At 62.9% G+C, this 14,515-nt stretch carries 18 protein-coding genes; 12 read left to right on the top strand and 6 right to left on the bottom strand.

Features of this window, described 5'->3' with window-relative positions; genetic code table 11:
* Positions 1 to 13: 13 nt before the first annotated feature.
* Positions 14 to 217 carry a DUF465 domain-containing protein gene (locus tag JJ959_RS07200; RefSeq protein WP_193188225.1) on the bottom strand — a complete coding sequence of 68 codons (204 nt, stop codon included), beginning with the start codon at positions 215 to 217 and terminating at the stop codon, positions 14 to 16.
* Positions 218 to 312: 95 nt separating this feature from the next.
* Here JJ959_RS07200 and JJ959_RS07195 point away from each other — a divergent pair, with 95 nt between their 5' ends.
* Genes JJ959_RS07195 through JJ959_RS07185 form a run of 3 tightly spaced genes read left to right on the top strand, consistent with a single transcriptional unit; the run spans position 313 to position 2,916 of the window.
* On the top strand, positions 313 to 864 hold the full coding sequence (locus JJ959_RS07195) for a TIGR02444 family protein (protein ID WP_292881452.1): 552 nt from the start codon (positions 313 to 315) through the stop codon (positions 862 to 864).
* An 11-nt stretch (positions 865 to 875) separates the two neighbouring features.
* A complete protein-coding gene (locus JJ959_RS07190; RefSeq protein ID WP_292881450.1) occupies positions 876 to 1,565 on the top strand; it encodes a DUF2848 domain-containing protein in 690 nt (229 codons plus the stop codon).
* Positions 1,566 to 1,569: 4 nt separating this feature from the next.
* Positions 1,570 to 2,916 (top strand): amidase, encoded by a 1,347-nt coding sequence (locus JJ959_RS07185; protein ID WP_292881448.1) that lies wholly within the window; start codon positions 1,570 to 1,572, stop codon positions 2,914 to 2,916.
* 3 nt (positions 2,917 to 2,919) lie between these two features.
* Here the strand turns inward: JJ959_RS07185 and JJ959_RS07180 are convergent, their stop codons facing one another.
* Positions 2,920 to 3,600, bottom strand: a complete 681-nt coding sequence (locus JJ959_RS07180) for a COQ9 family protein (protein WP_292881446.1) — start codon at positions 3,598 to 3,600, stop codon at positions 2,920 to 2,922.
* Positions 3,597 to 4,160 carry a peptide deformylase gene (gene def, locus JJ959_RS07175; protein WP_292881444.1) on the bottom strand — a complete coding sequence of 188 codons (564 nt, stop codon included), beginning with the start codon at positions 4,158 to 4,160 and terminating at the stop codon, positions 3,597 to 3,599. The genes JJ959_RS07180 and def overlap by 4 nt, the downstream gene beginning before the upstream one ends.
* A gap of 241 nt (positions 4,161 to 4,401) precedes the next feature.
* Between def and rpsU the strand changes: the two genes are divergently transcribed.
* Positions 4,402 to 4,605 (top strand): 30S ribosomal protein S21, encoded by a 204-nt coding sequence (gene rpsU, locus JJ959_RS07170; RefSeq protein ID WP_028467376.1) that lies wholly within the window; start codon positions 4,402 to 4,404, stop codon positions 4,603 to 4,605.
* A 105-nt stretch (positions 4,606 to 4,710) separates the two neighbouring features.
* Here the strand turns inward: rpsU and JJ959_RS07165 are convergent, their stop codons facing one another.
* On the bottom strand, positions 4,711 to 5,415 hold the full coding sequence (locus JJ959_RS07165) for a TIGR00266 family protein (protein WP_292881439.1): 705 nt from the start codon (positions 5,413 to 5,415) through the stop codon (positions 4,711 to 4,713).
* A 136-nt stretch (positions 5,416 to 5,551) separates the two neighbouring features.
* Here JJ959_RS07165 and bmt point away from each other — a divergent pair, with 136 nt between their 5' ends.
* From bmt to JJ959_RS07125, 8 genes are all read left to right on the top strand, one after another.
* The gene (bmt, locus tag JJ959_RS07160; protein ID WP_292881437.1) at positions 5,552 to 6,577 is read left to right on the top strand and encodes a betaine--homocysteine S-methyltransferase; all 1,026 of its coding nucleotides are present in this window, start codon (positions 5,552 to 5,554) and stop codon (positions 6,575 to 6,577) included.
* A gap of 329 nt (positions 6,578 to 6,906) precedes the next feature.
* Complete coding sequence (locus JJ959_RS07155; RefSeq protein ID WP_292881434.1) at positions 6,907 to 7,713, top strand: phosphoadenylyl-sulfate reductase; 807 nt, start codon at positions 6,907 to 6,909, stop codon at positions 7,711 to 7,713.
* A 202-nt stretch (positions 7,714 to 7,915) separates the two neighbouring features.
* Entirely contained in the window at positions 7,916 to 8,752 is an 837-nt protein-coding gene (locus JJ959_RS07150; RefSeq protein ID WP_292881597.1) for a ferredoxin--NADP reductase, read from the top strand.
* 187 nt (positions 8,753 to 8,939) lie between these two features.
* Complete coding sequence (locus JJ959_RS07145; protein ID WP_292881431.1) at positions 8,940 to 9,533, top strand: hypothetical protein; 594 nt, start codon at positions 8,940 to 8,942, stop codon at positions 9,531 to 9,533.
* Between the two features lie 149 nt (positions 9,534 to 9,682).
* Complete coding sequence (locus tag JJ959_RS07140; protein ID WP_292881428.1) at positions 9,683 to 11,110, top strand: circularly permuted type 2 ATP-grasp protein; 1,428 nt, start codon at positions 9,683 to 9,685, stop codon at positions 11,108 to 11,110.
* Positions 11,110 to 12,051 (top strand): alpha-E domain-containing protein, encoded by a 942-nt coding sequence (locus JJ959_RS07135; protein WP_292881425.1) that lies wholly within the window; start codon positions 11,110 to 11,112, stop codon positions 12,049 to 12,051. The genes JJ959_RS07140 and JJ959_RS07135 overlap by 1 nt, the downstream gene beginning before the upstream one ends.
* A gap of 2 nt (positions 12,052 to 12,053) precedes the next feature.
* A complete protein-coding gene (locus JJ959_RS07130) occupies positions 12,054 to 12,857 on the top strand; it encodes a transglutaminase family protein (protein WP_292881423.1) in 804 nt (267 codons plus the stop codon).
* A gap of 26 nt (positions 12,858 to 12,883) precedes the next feature.
* Positions 12,884 to 13,615: a proteasome-type protease gene (locus tag JJ959_RS07125; RefSeq protein WP_292881421.1), complete on the top strand. Its 732-nt coding sequence runs from the start codon at positions 12,884 to 12,886 to the stop codon at positions 13,613 to 13,615.
* A 7-nt stretch (positions 13,616 to 13,622) separates the two neighbouring features.
* Here the strand turns inward: JJ959_RS07125 and JJ959_RS07120 are convergent, their stop codons facing one another.
* Both JJ959_RS07120 and JJ959_RS07115 read right to left on the bottom strand, forming a co-directional pair.
* Positions 13,623 to 13,973 (bottom strand): VOC family protein, encoded by a 351-nt coding sequence (locus JJ959_RS07120; RefSeq protein ID WP_193188257.1) that lies wholly within the window; start codon positions 13,971 to 13,973, stop codon positions 13,623 to 13,625.
* A 14-nt stretch (positions 13,974 to 13,987) separates the two neighbouring features.
* Positions 13,988 to 14,458, bottom strand: coding sequence for an MOSC domain-containing protein (locus JJ959_RS07115; RefSeq protein ID WP_292881417.1), 471 nt, complete (start codon positions 14,456 to 14,458; stop codon positions 13,988 to 13,990).
* Positions 14,459 to 14,515: the final 57 nt, after the last annotated feature.

The following is a 14,515-nucleotide window of genomic DNA, read 5'->3' as shown; positions in this document are numbered from 1 at the left end:
CGCCGGGGCCCGCTCAGGCGATGATGTCTGGCAGGAGCTCGCTCTCGAGCCGGATGATCTGATCCTTCAGCAGGAGCTTGCGCTTCTTGAGACGCTGGATCTGGAGCTGGTTGAACGGGCCGTCTTCCGCCAGGCGGGCGATCACGTCGTCAAGATCGCGGTGCTCCACCTTGAGCTCTTCGAGCCTGCGTGACAGTTCTTCGCGGTCTGCTTCCAACGCGGTGTTCCGTAGCCGTCCATATGCTGAATAGATTTGTCATATCGCAAAGCGATCCCGTTTGGTAGGGCGCTTTTGCATGCTAGGCATGACCAATGTGCGCACTCGACAATCCGTTCTGGACCTACTCCCTCACGACCTACGCCAGGGACGGCGCGGCTGCCGCATGCCTCGATCTGCAGGACCAATACGACGTCGACGTCAATCTCCTGCTGTTGTGCTGCTGGCTCGGGACCGAAGGCGTCGCACTCGATTCCGAGACGGTCCGGCGGGCGATCCAGCTTGCCGATGAGTGGGCCGGACCCGTCATCGCGCCTCTGAGAGCGGTCCGGCGCCACCTGAAGCCGCTCGCTGTGGACTCGGAAATTGCCGCGTTCCGTGAGCAGGTCGCTGCCCTCGAACTGTCCGCGGAACAGATCCAGCAGGCGCGGCTTCACGCGGCGTTTGAAGGGCTGTCCGGGAGCGGAGACGACCCTGTCCGAGCGGCAGTCGGCAATCTGCGGCTCTACCTTTCGCTTGCGGCGCCGGGCGCCGGAGATGGAATTCAAGACAGTCTTTTGAAACTCGTTCGCGCCGCCTTTCCCGGCGCGGCGGAAGCGGATATCGTTTCCGCTCTCGCCGTTCCGGCATCCGACCAGACCAGATAGGGAACCAGATCATGCGCGACGGCGCCCATGTCACGCTCCGCTTCGAAAAACCCGACGGCGGAATGCTCGCCGTCAGCGTCTCAAACCTGGTTGTCGGCGGCTGGAGCGGCCGGGATGCCGAAGCCCTGCAACACCATATCGACGAGCTGAAGGCGATCGGCGTCGCACCGCCGAGCCAGACGCCCCTCTTCTACCGGAACGCGGTCAATATTCTCATGCAGGACGATGCGATCCAGGTGGTCGGAACCGAGACCTCGGGAGAGGTCGAGGCGGTCCTGATCGCCAGCGACGAAGGGCTATGGGTGACCGTCGGCTCCGACCATACCGACCGCGCCGCCGAGGCCTATTCCGTCGCCGCCTCGAAACAGATGTGCCCAAAGGTGCTGGCCCGAGAGGCCTGGCCGCTGGAGGAACTGCTGGACCATTGGGACCAGATCCGGCTGCGCTCCCGCGTCGTGATCGGCGGCGAGGAAGTGCTCTACCAGGACGGGACCCTCGGCGCGATCCACCGGCCGGAGACCATGATGGAAAAATACGCGAAGGGCGACCTCGCCCCCGGGACCGTCATGCTGCTCGGGACTTTCGCCGCGATCGGCGGCATCCGCCCGGCGGACCGTTTTTCGATGGAGATCGAGGACCCGGTGCGCGGGGCGAAGATCTCCCATGCCTACGACATCCATACCCTTCCACTTGTGAGTTGAGACCATGTTCGCCCCCCTCAAAGACCTCGCCGCCGACCTCGCCGCCGGCAAGACGACCTCCGAGAAACTGACCGAAGAAGCGCTGGCGCGGATCGAAGACCCGAAAGGCGAAGGCTCCCGCACCTTCACGAGCGTTTTCTCCGACGCGGCGCGGGCCGAGGCCAAGGCGAGCGACGCGCTCCGGGCCACCGGCATTGTTCCCTCGCCGCTCGCCGGCATCCCGATTTCCGTGAAGGACCTGTTCGATATCCGCGGCAAGGTTACGATGGCAGGTTCCGTCGCCCGCAAGGACGAACCCGCCGCCACCGCGGACGCGCCGGCTATCGCCCGTCTCAGGGCCGCAGGCGCGGTCATCGTCGGGCTTACCAACATGACCGAGTTCGCCTTCTCCGGCCTCGGGCTGAACCCGCATTACGGCACCCCGAAGAACCCCTATGACCGTGCGACGGGCCGGATTCCGGGCGGCTCCTCCTCCGGCGCCGCGATCTCCGTCACTGACGGCATGGCGGCGGCCGGCATCGGCACCGACACCGGCGGCTCGGTCCGCATCCCCTCGGCTCTGAACGGGCTCACCGGCTTCAAGCCGACGGCGCGCCGGGTCCCGACCGAAGGCGCCTTCCCACTGTCCTGGAGTCTCGATTCCATCGGCCCGCTCGCCCGCTCGGTCGCCTGCTGCGCCCTGCTCGACGCCATCATGGCGGGCGAGACGCCGAAGCCGGTCAAGCCGTTCCCGGTCAAGGGCATGCGCCTTGTCGTGCCGGGCACGCTCGTGCTCGACGATATGGACGAGCATGTCGCGAAGACATTCGAGGCCGCGCTCGACCGGCTCTCCAAGGCAGGTGCGATCCTGGAAGAGAAGAGTTTCGAGTGGCTGCTGGAGATCCCGGCCTCGAACCGGGCCGGCGGTTTCGCCCCGACGGAGGCCTATGCGATCCACCGCGATTTGTTGTCGCGCAAGGAAGCGGATTACGACCCCCGGGTCGGAACACGAATCCAGGGCGGCGCGAAGATGCTGGCGGCGGACTATGTGATCCTGCAGCGCCGCCGGGCGGAGATCCAGGCCATCGCGAACGCCGCGACGCGGGACTACGACGCGGTGCTGATGCCGAGCGTACCGGCCGTCGCGCCGAGCATCGCCAGCCTTGAGGCGGACGAGCACCTCTATCACACCACCAACATGCTGATGCTGCGCAACCCGTCGCTCGGCAATTTCCTCGACCGCTCGGCCGTTTCCCTGCCCTGCCATGAGGCGGGCACGGGTCCGGTCGGGCTTATGGTCGTCGGCGAGACGATGGGCGACGCGAAAACGCTGGCGGTCGCCGCCGGGATCGAAGCGGCTCTGGCGGGCTGAGGCCTACCGCGCGCCGGCGAAAGGACGCCGTTTCGGGGCGCAGGTCTTCAGCGCCTCGAACGGGTTCTTTACCTTTTCGGCCGCTTCCTTCAGACGCCCGGTCAGCTTCGGTATGGCCATGACGTTGCGGATCCGCCGGTCGAGGAAGTCCCAGGTCTCGACATGGTCCTCGGAACTGTCGTTCAGCCAGAACAGCAGGGTCGAACTGTAGACCGCCGCGAGCAGCCCGCGCTTGGTATAGAAATTGTAATCGGTCGAGGTATCGCCCGCCGCCTTCCAGATCGCATCCACGGTCCGGTAGAGGCTGCGGGTGCCGAGACCGCCCTGCCCCGGAACCGCCATATAGGCCAGCGTGCGGCGCACCGCGTCCTTATGCGGCTCGGCCTGCTCGAGACGGATACGGACTGCGGCGGCGATCCGGTCGCGGATCTTCATCTGCGACGGATTGCGGCGCTGGAATTCCCGCACCATCTCGCGGTCGGCGCGGTCGAGAAAATGCCCGATGCAATCGCCGACGCCCGCCGGGAACAGCCGGTCGAGCTCCGAGGCCGAAATGCTGGCATCCTCGGCGCCGTGCTTCAGCGCCTTGCGGCTCCAGCCGTCGAACATGACGTGCGGGAGGATGCTGTCCAGCACCCGGTCGCGCTCCGCCTCGCGTTTGTCGAGACCGGTATCGTCGCTCATCTGCCGTCTCCTTCTTCTTCACGCGCCGGGATGTCCGCCGCCGCGCGCAGCAGCTCCTCGCCATAGCCGAATCGCCGTATGTCCGTCATGCGCTCCGGATAGAGAATGCCGTCCAGATGGTCGACCTCGTGCTGGATCACACGTGCGTGGAAACCTTCCGCCTGGCGCAGTACCTTCTCGCCGTTCAGATCATAGCCCCGGTAAAGGATCTTGCGATAGCGCGGCACTTCGCCCTTGAGGCCCGGAATGGAAAGGCACCCCTCCCAGCCGAGCTCCAACTCGCCAGAGAGCGGCTCGATCACCGGGTTGACCAGAACCTGCAGGTCGAGCGGCCCGTCATTCGTCTCCGCAGTCGCCCGTTCGGCCGGGACCTTGAAGACAATGATCCGTTTCGAGATACCGATTTGCGGTGCCGCGAGGCCGACACCGCCGGCGGCGGCCATCGAGTCGGCCATGTCCTCCGCGAGCGCGGAAATCTCTTCCGCGGCAGGATCCGCAATCTCCTCCGCCCGCCGGCGCAGGACCGGATCTCCCATCCGAACGATCTTTTGTGCTGTCATGTCTTCGATATAGAGCGCTAACATCGCAGGGTAAACCGCGCTTCGGGCTTTCGACCTTCACCCGGGCGGCATCAGGGGCTGTGCAAAGCAGCTCTGCAGATAACCGCGCGATTTATGCAAACCCGGGCTTTGCAAGTCGCGAACGGTTGTGATACATACCCGCCTCCTGCCCATGGGGAGCGCAATCCCTGGGGGCACTTTGTGTTCTGAATTCGCACAGTTGTTTTGGAGGTCGGGTTTCGTGCATGTAACGGTCCGCGATAACAATATCGATCAGGCCCTGCGCGCGCTGAAGAAGAAGATGCAGCGCGAAGGTGTCTTTCGGGAAATGAAGCTGCGTCGCAACTTCGAAAAGCCGTCCGAAAAGCGGGCGCGCGAGAAAGCCGAAGCGGTGCGCCGCTATCGCAAGCTCATGCGCAAGCGCATGGAGCGCGAAGGCTTCTAGAGCCCTCGGGGCTTTTGCCGCTTCGGCGGTATCTACCCAGTCCAAAACACGGAACCGCCCTCGCATACCGAGCGGCGGTTTTTGTGTTTTCCCATAGTGCCCCCGTCACTTCTCTTCTTTCGGCATCAGCCGGGCGAGCGACATCGCCAGCTCCGCGATCGGCTGCGTCTGCACGATGACATGGCCGGGGCCGGTCACGTGGGTGACGAAGATCCCTTCGCCGCCGAACACCAGATTGCGGATTCCCTTCTGGAAGGCGATGTCGTAGTCGCAAGTACCCGAGAAGCCGACGAGGCATCCGGTATCCACCGTGATCCTCTGTCCCTCGCCGAGTTCCCGCTCGACCAGGGTGCCGCCGGCATTGAGAAAGGCGAACCCGTCGCCCTCGAGCTTCTGCAGGATCAGCCCCTCGCCTCCGAAGAACCCCGCGCCGAGCTTGCGGGTCAGCGCGATCGAGACATCGACGCCGCGGGCGCTGCAGAGATAGGCGTCGCGCTGGCAGTAGAAGAGCCCGCCGTTCTTGCTGAGATCGATGGGGCGGATCTGTCCCGGCATCGAGCCCGCGAAACAGACGTCCTGGCGCTCGTCCGCCTCGTTGATGAAATAGGTGAGGAAAAGGCTCTCGCCGGAGAATTTCCGAAACAGGCCGCCCAGCAAACCGCCGGTGAGCTCGGTCGTCATCCGGATTCCCTGATCCATCATCACCATCGCTCCGGCCTCGGCCTGCACCGCCTCGCCCGGATCCAGCGTGACGGTCAAGAGCGGGGCGTGATCCCCCTCGATCCTGTAGTCGATGACGTCCGCGGCCATGGGAACTCCTGTCGCTCGAAAATGGTTCGGTCCACGACACTTGGTGTCGCCCACCGGGCAATCAACGCGATTGCATTTCGCTATTGAGCTCCATATTGCTGCGCCGACGCGCCATTGCCAATTGCAGGCTTGCCCCATGACCGATCTGCTCTCCGAACTCCTCGCCGAAAAACCCTGGCTGCTGACCGACGGCGCGACCGGCACGAACCTCTTTGCGCGCGGCCTGCAACACGGCGACGCACCGGAGCTCTGGAACCTTGAGGAGCCGGAGAAGATCCGTGCGCACTACCGGGACTTCATCGAGGCCGGCAGCGACATCGTGCTGACCAACACTTTCGGCGGGACGGCGAACCGGCTGAAGCTGCACAAGGCGGAAGACCGGGTCTACGAGATCAACAAGGCCGCCGCCGAACTGCTGGCAGCCGAGATCGCGGAAAGTGGCCGCAAGATCGTCAATGCCGGCAGCGTCGGGCCGACCGGAGATCTCTACCATCCGCTCGGCCCGCTCACCGTCGAGGACGGCAAGAACAGCTTTGCAGCGCAGATGCGCGGCCTGAAGGACGGCGGCGCGGACGTCGCCTGGGTCGAGACCATCTCCTCCGAGGAAGAGCTGACCGCCGCGCTCGACGCTGCGGACGAAGTCGGGTTGCCTGCGGTCTGCACGCTTTCCTTCGACACCAACGGCCGCACCATGATGGGGATGACACCGCAGCGCCTCGTGGAGATGGTCCACGCCCGCCCGGTCCGCCCGCTTGCCTTCGGCGGCAATTGCGGCACCGGCGCCTCGGACCTGCTCGTCGGCCTGCTCAGCATCGCCGGCAAGCTGGACGAAGGTGACGTGCTGGTCGCCAAGGCCAATTGCGGCATCCCGGTCTACGAGGACGGCGAAATCCGCTACACCGGCACACCGGAACTGATGCAGGCCTGCGCCCGGCTCGCCGTCAATCTCGGGGCCCGGATCATCGGCGGCTGTTGCGGAACCACGCCGGCACATATCCGCGCGATGCGCGAAGCGCTCGACGCTCACACGAAGGGCGACGCTCCCGACATGCCGGCGATCATTGCCGCCTGCGGCACGCTCACCGGCTCGACGGCGGAGCTTCTCGGCGGCGGGGAGGGCAAAGAATCCACTCGTCAGCGCCGGGGCCGGAGACGGAATTGATCCGACGACAGCCGATCCGGGAACGGTTCGGTTTATTTGACTTTCCAGCCTTTTCAATGCGTTGACCCTGCAAATCCCGATCCCTACCTTCATCCTCGGAAGGGGTGATCCTTCCCGCGGGATTTGACAGGGCAGCTTGCATCCGCGTCACCAACTGCTAAAGCGCCACGGGGACGTTCCCGTGGGCCCGAACCGAGTGGCGGGCATGACGCGCGAGACGCGATCTTGCATGACCTTGACGATGGCGAGGCGGACGAAAGTCCGTCAACGGGCAGCCCTGCCCGATCGTCGGGGACCGCCCGCGAGCGACGCGGAATGGATAAAGGATCATGGCGCAAGCGATCGAACGGGTAACGACCGGCGGAAGATACTCATACGTCCGCCACGACAGTGACGAAGACGAGACGGCAGCACTTCACCGCAGGCTTGTCGAGGAATATTCAGGTCTGGACGAGGCCGCATTGCTGCACGCCCTGACCCAGGATGTTTTTCCCGGACGGAGCGCGGTGATCGCCTCCTTCGGAACGGAGTCCGCGGTTCTGCTGGACCTTGTTGCCGAGGTCGACAGAAGGATTCCGGTGATCTTCATCGACACCGGGAAGCATTTTGCCGAGACGCTGGCCTACCGCGACGAACTGGTTGCGCGGCTGGGCCTGAAAGACGTGCGCAACGCGACGCCTTCCACAGCCCTGATCAAGCGCCAGGACCGGGACGGCACGCTCTGGCAGAGCGATCCGGATGCCTGCTGCAATCTGCGCAAGGTGTTGCCGCTGCGCCAGGCGATCACACCGTTCGGGCTGATCGTCACGGGGCGGAAGCGGGCGCACGGCGATGCGCGCCTCAACATCGAGCCGATCGAGCAGTTCGGCGACCGCATCCGTCTCAACCCGCTTGCTCTTTGGGACGAGGCCCGGATCGATGCCGAATTCACGGTCCGGGATCTGCCACGGCATCCACTGCAGACGGCCGGATACCGCTCGATCGGTTGCGCACCCTGCACCGACCCGTCGGCGGCGGACGGCCCGAAACGGGCCGGTCGCTGGGCCCGGCTCGAGAAGACCGAATGCGGCATTCATTTCGACGAGAACGGCGCCGTGCGGCATTCGCCCGGCCCCGGCAGTCAGGCCGCCGCCTGAATCCTTCCAGCAATGCGTCATCGCGACAAATGCGAGACCAATCGCCGCGCAGGGCATGGAAAGATTGAACCGAAAGGCCGCCGGGGATAGAAAACGGCGGTCGCTAGCCCAACCTTAGGGCCGTTGACCTCAACCGCCGCCCGGACCGGGCGGTGCCGGCCGAGGCGCCGGACCTCTCAACAGGAGAGCAGGTACAGTGAATATGATGGACAGTCACGCCACGATCGCGGAGAGCGCGGAAGCGCGCGGCACCGGAGGATTTCCGGTCCCGGACGGAGTCTTCGCCGAGACCGTCACCGAGGTGCAACACTATACGGACCGGCTTTTCCGGTTCCGCATGACGCGCCCCCAGAGCTTTCGCTTCCGCTCCGGCGAATTCGTCATGATCGGCCTGCCGAACGCCGAGAAACCGGTCTATCGCGCCTATTCCATCGCCAGCCCCGCGTGGGACGAGGAGCTCGAGTTCTATTCGATCAAGGTCCAGAACGGCCCGCTGACCGAACATCTGCAGAAGATCCAGCCGGGCGACACCGTGCTGATGCGCAAGAAGCCGACGGGCACGTTGGTCAACGACGCTCTGCTTCCGGGCAAGCGCCTCTACATGTTCTCCACCGGCACCGGGATCGCGCCCTTCGCCTCGGTGATCCGCGACCCGGAGACCTACGAGAAGTTCGACGAACTCATCCTGACCCATACCTGCCGCGAGGTCGCCGAACTCACCTATGGCAAGGAACTGGTCGCATCGCTGAAGGAGGACGAGGTTTTCGGCGAACTCGCGGGACCGCAGCTCACCCTCTACTCGACCACGACGCGCGAACAGAGCGGGCAGATGGGCCGCATCACCGATCTCATGGAGAGCGGCAAGCTCTATGAGGACCTGGGCGTTCCGCCGCTCAATCCGGAAACCGACCGGGCGATGATCTGCGGCTCCATGGCGATGCTGAAAGACGTGAAGGAGCTCTGCGAGAAAGCCGGGCTGATCGAAGGGGCGAACAACAATCCGGCCCAGTTCGTTGTCGAACGGGCATTCGTCGGCTGATCTCTGGCCTTTCAGCGGTCCACTTCCAAACAAGGTTCCAGGATTCATTCCCGGTTAAAGGTTTTGTGGCAAACTCCTTAAAAACTTCGGGTGCTTCGGGTGCAATGCCACGAATATCGGCAAGCTCCCGAAGGAAGCTGGTGGAAAAGGCATCAACTTCGGAAGCCGGAATGTGGAGGCAGGCTGCATGAAATACCTTCTGGGAACGCTACCGGAACGGGCAATCTCCGGCCCTCGTGCCATGCGGCTCCTCGGGCTGTCCGGACAGATGTGCCAATCCACCACCGGCAGCGCTTCCGAGGACAGCGACGAGCTGGTCTTCGCCGACGAAGACGAGTCGGACAATCACGCTGCTCCGGACAACCAGATTCCGTGGCGCATCCTTATCGTCGATGACGATGCCGATGTGCATCAATCGACCCTGTTCTCGCTTGGTGGCGAGACCGTTCTGGGCCGGCCGCTGCATTTCCATCACGCCTATTCACGGGCGGAAGGTATCGAAGTACTGAGCAAATGCCCCGGCATCGCCCTGGTGCTGCTGGACGTCGTAATGGAAACGCCCGAAGCCGGGTTCGAGCTTGCGCGGCACATTCGCGAGGAAATCGCGAACAGCGACATCCGGATCATAATCCGGACCGGGCAGCCAGCCATGTTGTCCGAAAGCGATGCGACAAACGTCAAGGATATCAACCGTTTCATCCTGAAGTCGCAGCTTACTCACAGCATGCTTCTGGATGTCGTGACCTCCGAAATCCAACAGTTCCAGGACCTGACCTCCTAACCGCGTTCCACATCCGGAACTCTCCAGCATCACAGCCGGTCCGCCAGACACGTGGCGCTGACGGAAACCCTTCGCTTCCGTCCGTGAGGTAACCTTACTGAAATCTTCGCACTTGCGAAGCGCGCCGGGAACTTGCTCTAATCTGCGGCATGGGAGACGGCAAAAACGATTATGATGAGATGTTTGGCGGCGACGGAACAGTCCGGGACGCCTATCGCGAATATCACAACTGGATCGATGCCGAAGATCCGGCCCAGCTTCTGAAAAAATCCGCCGAGGCAGAGACCTTCTTCCGGCGCACCGGAATTACTTTCAACGTCTACGGCGACTCGCAGAACACGGAGCGGCTGATCCCATTCGACGTGGTCCCCCGCATTCTCTCTTCGCGGGAATGGTCGCGGCTCGCTCGCGGCATCGAACAACGCGTCCGGGCGATCAATGCCTTCCTGCACGACATCTATCACCGCCAGGAGATTATCCGGGCGGGACGTGTACCGGAACGGCTGATCTCCGAGAACAGTGCGTTCGAGCCGAAGATGATCGGCGTCTCGCCGCCGGGCGGCGTCTATACCCATATTGTCGGCATCGACCTCGTGCGAACCGGCGATAACGAGTTTTTCGTGCTCGAGGACAATGCCCGCACGCCGTCCGGCGTTTCCTACATGCTGGAGAACCGGGAGACGATGCTGCAGATGTTCCCGGAGCTGTTCTCCAAAATTCCGGTACAAAGCGTCAGCGATTATCCAAAGGCCTTGCGCCGTGCCCTCGCCCGCTCCGCCCCAAGCGTGTGCAGCGGACGGCCGGTCATCGCGGTCCTGACGCCCGGAATCCACAACTCCGCCTATTTCGAGCATTCCTTCCTTGCCGACCAGATGGGAGCGGAACTCGTCGAGGGTCACGATCTTCGAGTCATCGACGGACGTGTTGCGATGCGGACGACGAAAGGCTACGAGCCGATCGACGTGATCTATCGCCGAGTCGACGACGAGTTCCTCGACCCGCTCAACTTCAATCCGGACTCGATCCTTGGCGTGCCCGGGATCATGGACGTCTATCGCGCCGGCGGCATCACACTGGCCAATGCACCCGGCACCGGGATCGCGGACGACAAGGCGATCTATTCCTACATGCCGGAAATCGTCCACTTCTACACCGGAGAGACGCCGATCCTTAAGAACGTGGAGACCTGGCGCTGCAGCGAACCAGACTCTCTGGCCTACGTCCTCGACAATCTCGAGCATCTCGTCGTGAAGGAAGTTCATGGCTCGGGTGGCTACGGAATGCTGATCGGACCGACCGCGAGCAAACGGGAAATCGCGCGGTTCCGGAAGCTGCTCAAGGCCAAACCGGGCAACTACATCGCCCAGCCGACGCTCGCGCTCTCGACCGTTCCGATCCTGACGAAAGCCGGCCTCGCGCCGCGCCATGTGGATCTGCGCCCCTTCGTTCTGGTTTCGCCGGACAGCATCGACATCACGCCCGGCGGTCTGACCAGGGTCGCGCTCAAGAAAGGCTCCCTGGTGGTCAATTCCAGCCAGGGCGGCGGAACCAAAGACACCTGGGTGCTGGACGACTGATGCTGGGGAAATCTGCAGGCGGCCTCTACTGGATGTTTCGCTACCTGGAGCGGAGCGAGAATCTCGCCCGTCTGCTCGAGGCCGGTTTCCGGATCGCCCTGACCCGCTCCACTGCGGCGACCAGCGAGTGGCAGTCAGTGATTGCGACGGCCGGCGTAACGAGCGGGTTCGAGAGCAGACACGGTGAATACAACGCGGCCAATGTGGTCGATTACATGCTGCGCGATCGCGAGAACACCTCCAGTGTCCGCTACGTCACCGAACAGGCCCGGACAAACGCCCGCCTTGTGCGAACCGCCCTCACGCGCGAGGTCTGGGAGGCGACCAACGAATGCTGGATGGTGCTGAACCAGGCCCTGCAGCGTCCGATCCGCGAACGCGACCTGCCCGAGGTTCTGGCACTCATCAAGCAGCAAAGCACGCTGGTCCGCGGCACGCTCTATGGCACCATGCTGCGCAACGACATCTACAATTTTGCCCGGCTCGGAACATTCATCGAGCGGGCGGACAACACAGCCCGCATTCTCGATGTGAAGTATTACGTCCTGCTGCCGTCGCTCTCGCACATCGGCTCGTCGCTCGATAATGTGCAGTGGGAGACCATCCTGCGCTCACTTTCGGCCAACCGCTCCTACCGGTGGCTGAACGGCGAGGACATCAACCCGAGCGGTATTGCCGATTTCCTGATTCTGGACCGCAGCATGCCGCGCTCGCTGGCGCATTGCGTGCAGGAAATTCTCTCAAACCTGAACAATCTCAGCGCGCAGTACGGTGAGCGCAAGCCGTGCCACGATTGCGTGGACAAGATCTTCGAGACTCTCGACCAGAGAACCATTGATTCGATCCTTGCGTCGGGACTGCACGAATTCTTAAAGAATTTCATCTACGGTATGGGCGAACTGAGCAGTCAGATCGAACAGGACTACAGGTTCTATAGCTAACCATGCGCCTCCGGATTTCCCACACGACGAGCTATCACTACAACGCGCCCGTCCCGTTCGCACTTCAGCAGCTTCGCAAGACGCCGCGATCCTTCGCGTCCCAGTCCATTCTGGATTGGCGGATCACTCTCCAAGGTGCGCGCGAAGAACTGAGTTTCACCGATCAGCACGGCAACCACGTCATCCTCACCAGCATCGAACCGGACGGCCAGGACATCTCTATCCTCGTCGAGGGCGAGGTCGAGACCCACGACACCCACGGCGTTCTGGGCGAGGAAGGGTTCCATGCGCCTTTCTGGTATTATCTGCGGAATACGCCGTCGACGGCCCCAGGTGCCGAACTCAGGAAACTCCTGAAATCTCTGGACGTAAAATATGACGGCGACATCGCCCGCCTGCATGCTCTGAGCGAACTGATCGGCGACCGGGTCGCTTACGAGCCCGGCAAGACCGAGGTCACGACAACCGCGGAAGACGCCCTCAAGGCCGGCCATGGCGTCTGTCAGGATCATACCCATATCATGATCGCCGCCGCGCGCGCGCTCGGTTATTCGTCACGCTATATCAGCGGATATCTCATGATGAACGACCGTGTGCAGCAGGACGCCGCGCACGCTTGGGCGGAAATACACGTCCCAGATATCGGCTGGATCGGGTTCGACGTGTCGAACGGCATTTCGCCCGACGAACGCTATGTACGTGTCGCCTGTGGTTTGGACTATAAGGAAGCTGCGCCTGTGTCGGGGTTGCGGTTCGGCAGCAGTGCCGAATCCCTCTCTGTGAACCTCCAGGTCGAGCAGCAGTAACCGCCCATTCGGAGCCTTCTGTAACCATGACCTACTGTGTCGGCCTCAGGCTGAATAAGGGTCTTGTCTTCATGTCCGATACCCGCACGAACTCGGGTGTCGACAACATCTCCCAATTCAAGAAGCTGTTCACGTGGTGCGTGCCCGGCGAGCGCGTCATCACACTTCTGACGTCGGGCAACCTGGCAACCACACAGACCGTGGTCAGCATGATCGACGAGCGGGCCAAGGCGCCGGAAGACCGCAGCCCCTCGGTTTTTGAGGCTCCGTCCATGTTCGAGGCCGCCCGCCATGTCGGTCAGATGCTGCGCGACGTGATTCGCAACTCCTCGCCGAACGGGATGCGCGGGGATTCGACATTCGACGCGACGATCCTGCTTGGCGGCCAGATCCGTGGCGGCGAGCCGCGTCTCTATCTCATCTATCCGGAAGGCAACTTCCTCGAAGCCTCCGAGGATACCCCGTTCTTCCAGATCGGCGAGACCAAGTACGGCCGACCGATCATCATCCGCGCCTATGACCCGGAAATGAGCTTCGAAGATGCCATCAAGCTGTTGCTGGTCTCCTTCGACTCGACCATCAAGGCCAACCTCTCGGTCGGCCTGCCGCTGGACCTGATGACGTACGAGAAAGACAGTTTCGAGATCGGTCACACGCGGCGGATCAAAGCCGACGACCCCTATTACATGACCGTCTCGGAAGGCTGGGGCGACGCCCTCAAGAAAGCATTCAACGAACTGCCGGATTTCAAGTTCTGAGACCGCGTCAGAGATGCGTCAGAACGTTGACCAGCCGGCCCTCGGGATCGCGTAGATAAAACCTGCGCACGCCCCAAGGCTCGTCCGCAGGACCGTATTCGACCTCGTAGCCGGCCTGCCGCACCTTCTCCAGCATGGCGTCGAGGTCGTCGACCTCAATGGAAATGTCGGGAACCGGTGCTCCTGAGCCACCCTCCCGCATCAAGCTGAACTGCACCCGCATGCTCTCGTCCGATCCGAGGGTCGCGATCCAGCCGAGATCCATCTTGAGCTCGAGACCGAACAGGTCGCGATAGAAGCGCGCGGTCGTCTCGACGTCCGGGGCGGCGAGATTGGCGACGATGCGTTTGACGGTCATGCCCCCCCTCTCCCTCATTCCATGGACGAGACCGTATCGCCCGGCCGGATGACGCCGCCCTCGACGATCTCACAATTGAGTCCCGAGCGGTTGAGCAGGAGCTTGAACAGCTTCTTGCCGAGCAGATCGTCGAGATACTGGCAGGGGGTGTTCAGCCGCCCGCCATAGAGCACGACCTCTCCTACCCTGAACCTTTTCCCGACGAGGTGGTTCAGCGGCACGCCGGTGACGGTGAGATTGCGCCGGCTTTCGACCGGAGTGAGCTCCATGTTGTGGTCGCGGGCGAGCGCTTCCAGCGTCTCGCTCTCGATCAGGGTCACCTGACGGTCCGGCGCGGGCTTGTCCGAATAGGTTCCCGTTCCGAGAAAATAGCGGTCTCCCTCGATCCCCTTGCCGGCGACGAGGTTCGCTTCCTTGAGCTCGGCCATATCCTGCGAACCCTTGGCGCAGATATGGATGTGATCGAGACGGCCCGTCCAGTACATGCGTACGCTCCCCTATGTTTCGGAAACGGTAGCATGCGTTTTCGCTCTTCCCCACCA

The sequence above is a fragment of the Nisaea sp. genome (assembly GCF_017640745.1).
Classification (GTDB): Bacteria; Pseudomonadota; Alphaproteobacteria; order Thalassobaculales; family Thalassobaculaceae; genus Nisaea.
The sequence above is the reverse complement of the archived record's forward strand: the minus strand, read 5'-3'. Positions and strand labels throughout refer to the sequence as shown.

Bases quoted from the DNA above. Each gene is read 5' to 3' on its own strand.
- JJ959_RS07145 (WP_292881431.1), top strand. From the start codon at position 8,940: ATGAAATACCTTCTGGGAACGCTACCGGAACGGGCAATCTCCGGCCCT.
- JJ959_RS07120 (WP_193188257.1), bottom strand. From the start codon at position 13,973: ATGACCGTCAAACGCATCGTCGCCAATCTCGCCGCCCCGGACGTCGAG.
- JJ959_RS07135 (WP_292881425.1), top strand. From the start codon at position 11,110: ATGCTGGGGAAATCTGCAGGCGGCCTCTACTGGATGTTTCGCTACCTG.
- JJ959_RS07180 (WP_292881446.1), bottom strand. From the start codon at position 3,600: ATGAGCGACGATACCGGTCTCGACAAACGCGAGGCGGAGCGCGACCGG.
- JJ959_RS07115 (WP_292881417.1), bottom strand. From the start codon at position 14,458: ATGTACTGGACGGGCCGTCTCGATCACATCCATATCTGCGCCAAGGGT.
- JJ959_RS07190 (WP_292881450.1), top strand. From the start codon at position 876: ATGCGCGACGGCGCCCATGTCACGCTCCGCTTCGAAAAACCCGACGGC.
- bmt (WP_292881437.1), top strand. From the start codon at position 5,552: ATGACCGATCTGCTCTCCGAACTCCTCGCCGAAAAACCCTGGCTGCTG.
- JJ959_RS07185 (WP_292881448.1), top strand. From the start codon at position 1,570: ATGTTCGCCCCCCTCAAAGACCTCGCCGCCGACCTCGCCGCCGGCAAG.
- def (WP_292881444.1), bottom strand. From the start codon at position 4,160: ATGACAGCACAAAAGATCGTTCGGATGGGAGATCCGGTCCTGCGCCGG.
- JJ959_RS07195 (WP_292881452.1), top strand. From the start codon at position 313: ATGTGCGCACTCGACAATCCGTTCTGGACCTACTCCCTCACGACCTAC.
- JJ959_RS07125 (WP_292881421.1), top strand. From the start codon at position 12,884: ATGACCTACTGTGTCGGCCTCAGGCTGAATAAGGGTCTTGTCTTCATG.
- JJ959_RS07150 (WP_292881597.1), top strand. From the start codon at position 7,916: ATGATGGACAGTCACGCCACGATCGCGGAGAGCGCGGAAGCGCGCGGC.
- JJ959_RS07155 (WP_292881434.1), top strand. From the start codon at position 6,907: ATGGCGCAAGCGATCGAACGGGTAACGACCGGCGGAAGATACTCATAC.
- JJ959_RS07140 (WP_292881428.1), top strand. From the start codon at position 9,683: ATGGGAGACGGCAAAAACGATTATGATGAGATGTTTGGCGGCGACGGA.
- JJ959_RS07165 (WP_292881439.1), bottom strand. From the start codon at position 5,415: ATGGCCGCGGACGTCATCGACTACAGGATCGAGGGGGATCACGCCCCG.
- JJ959_RS07130 (WP_292881423.1), top strand. From the start codon at position 12,054: ATGCGCCTCCGGATTTCCCACACGACGAGCTATCACTACAACGCGCCC.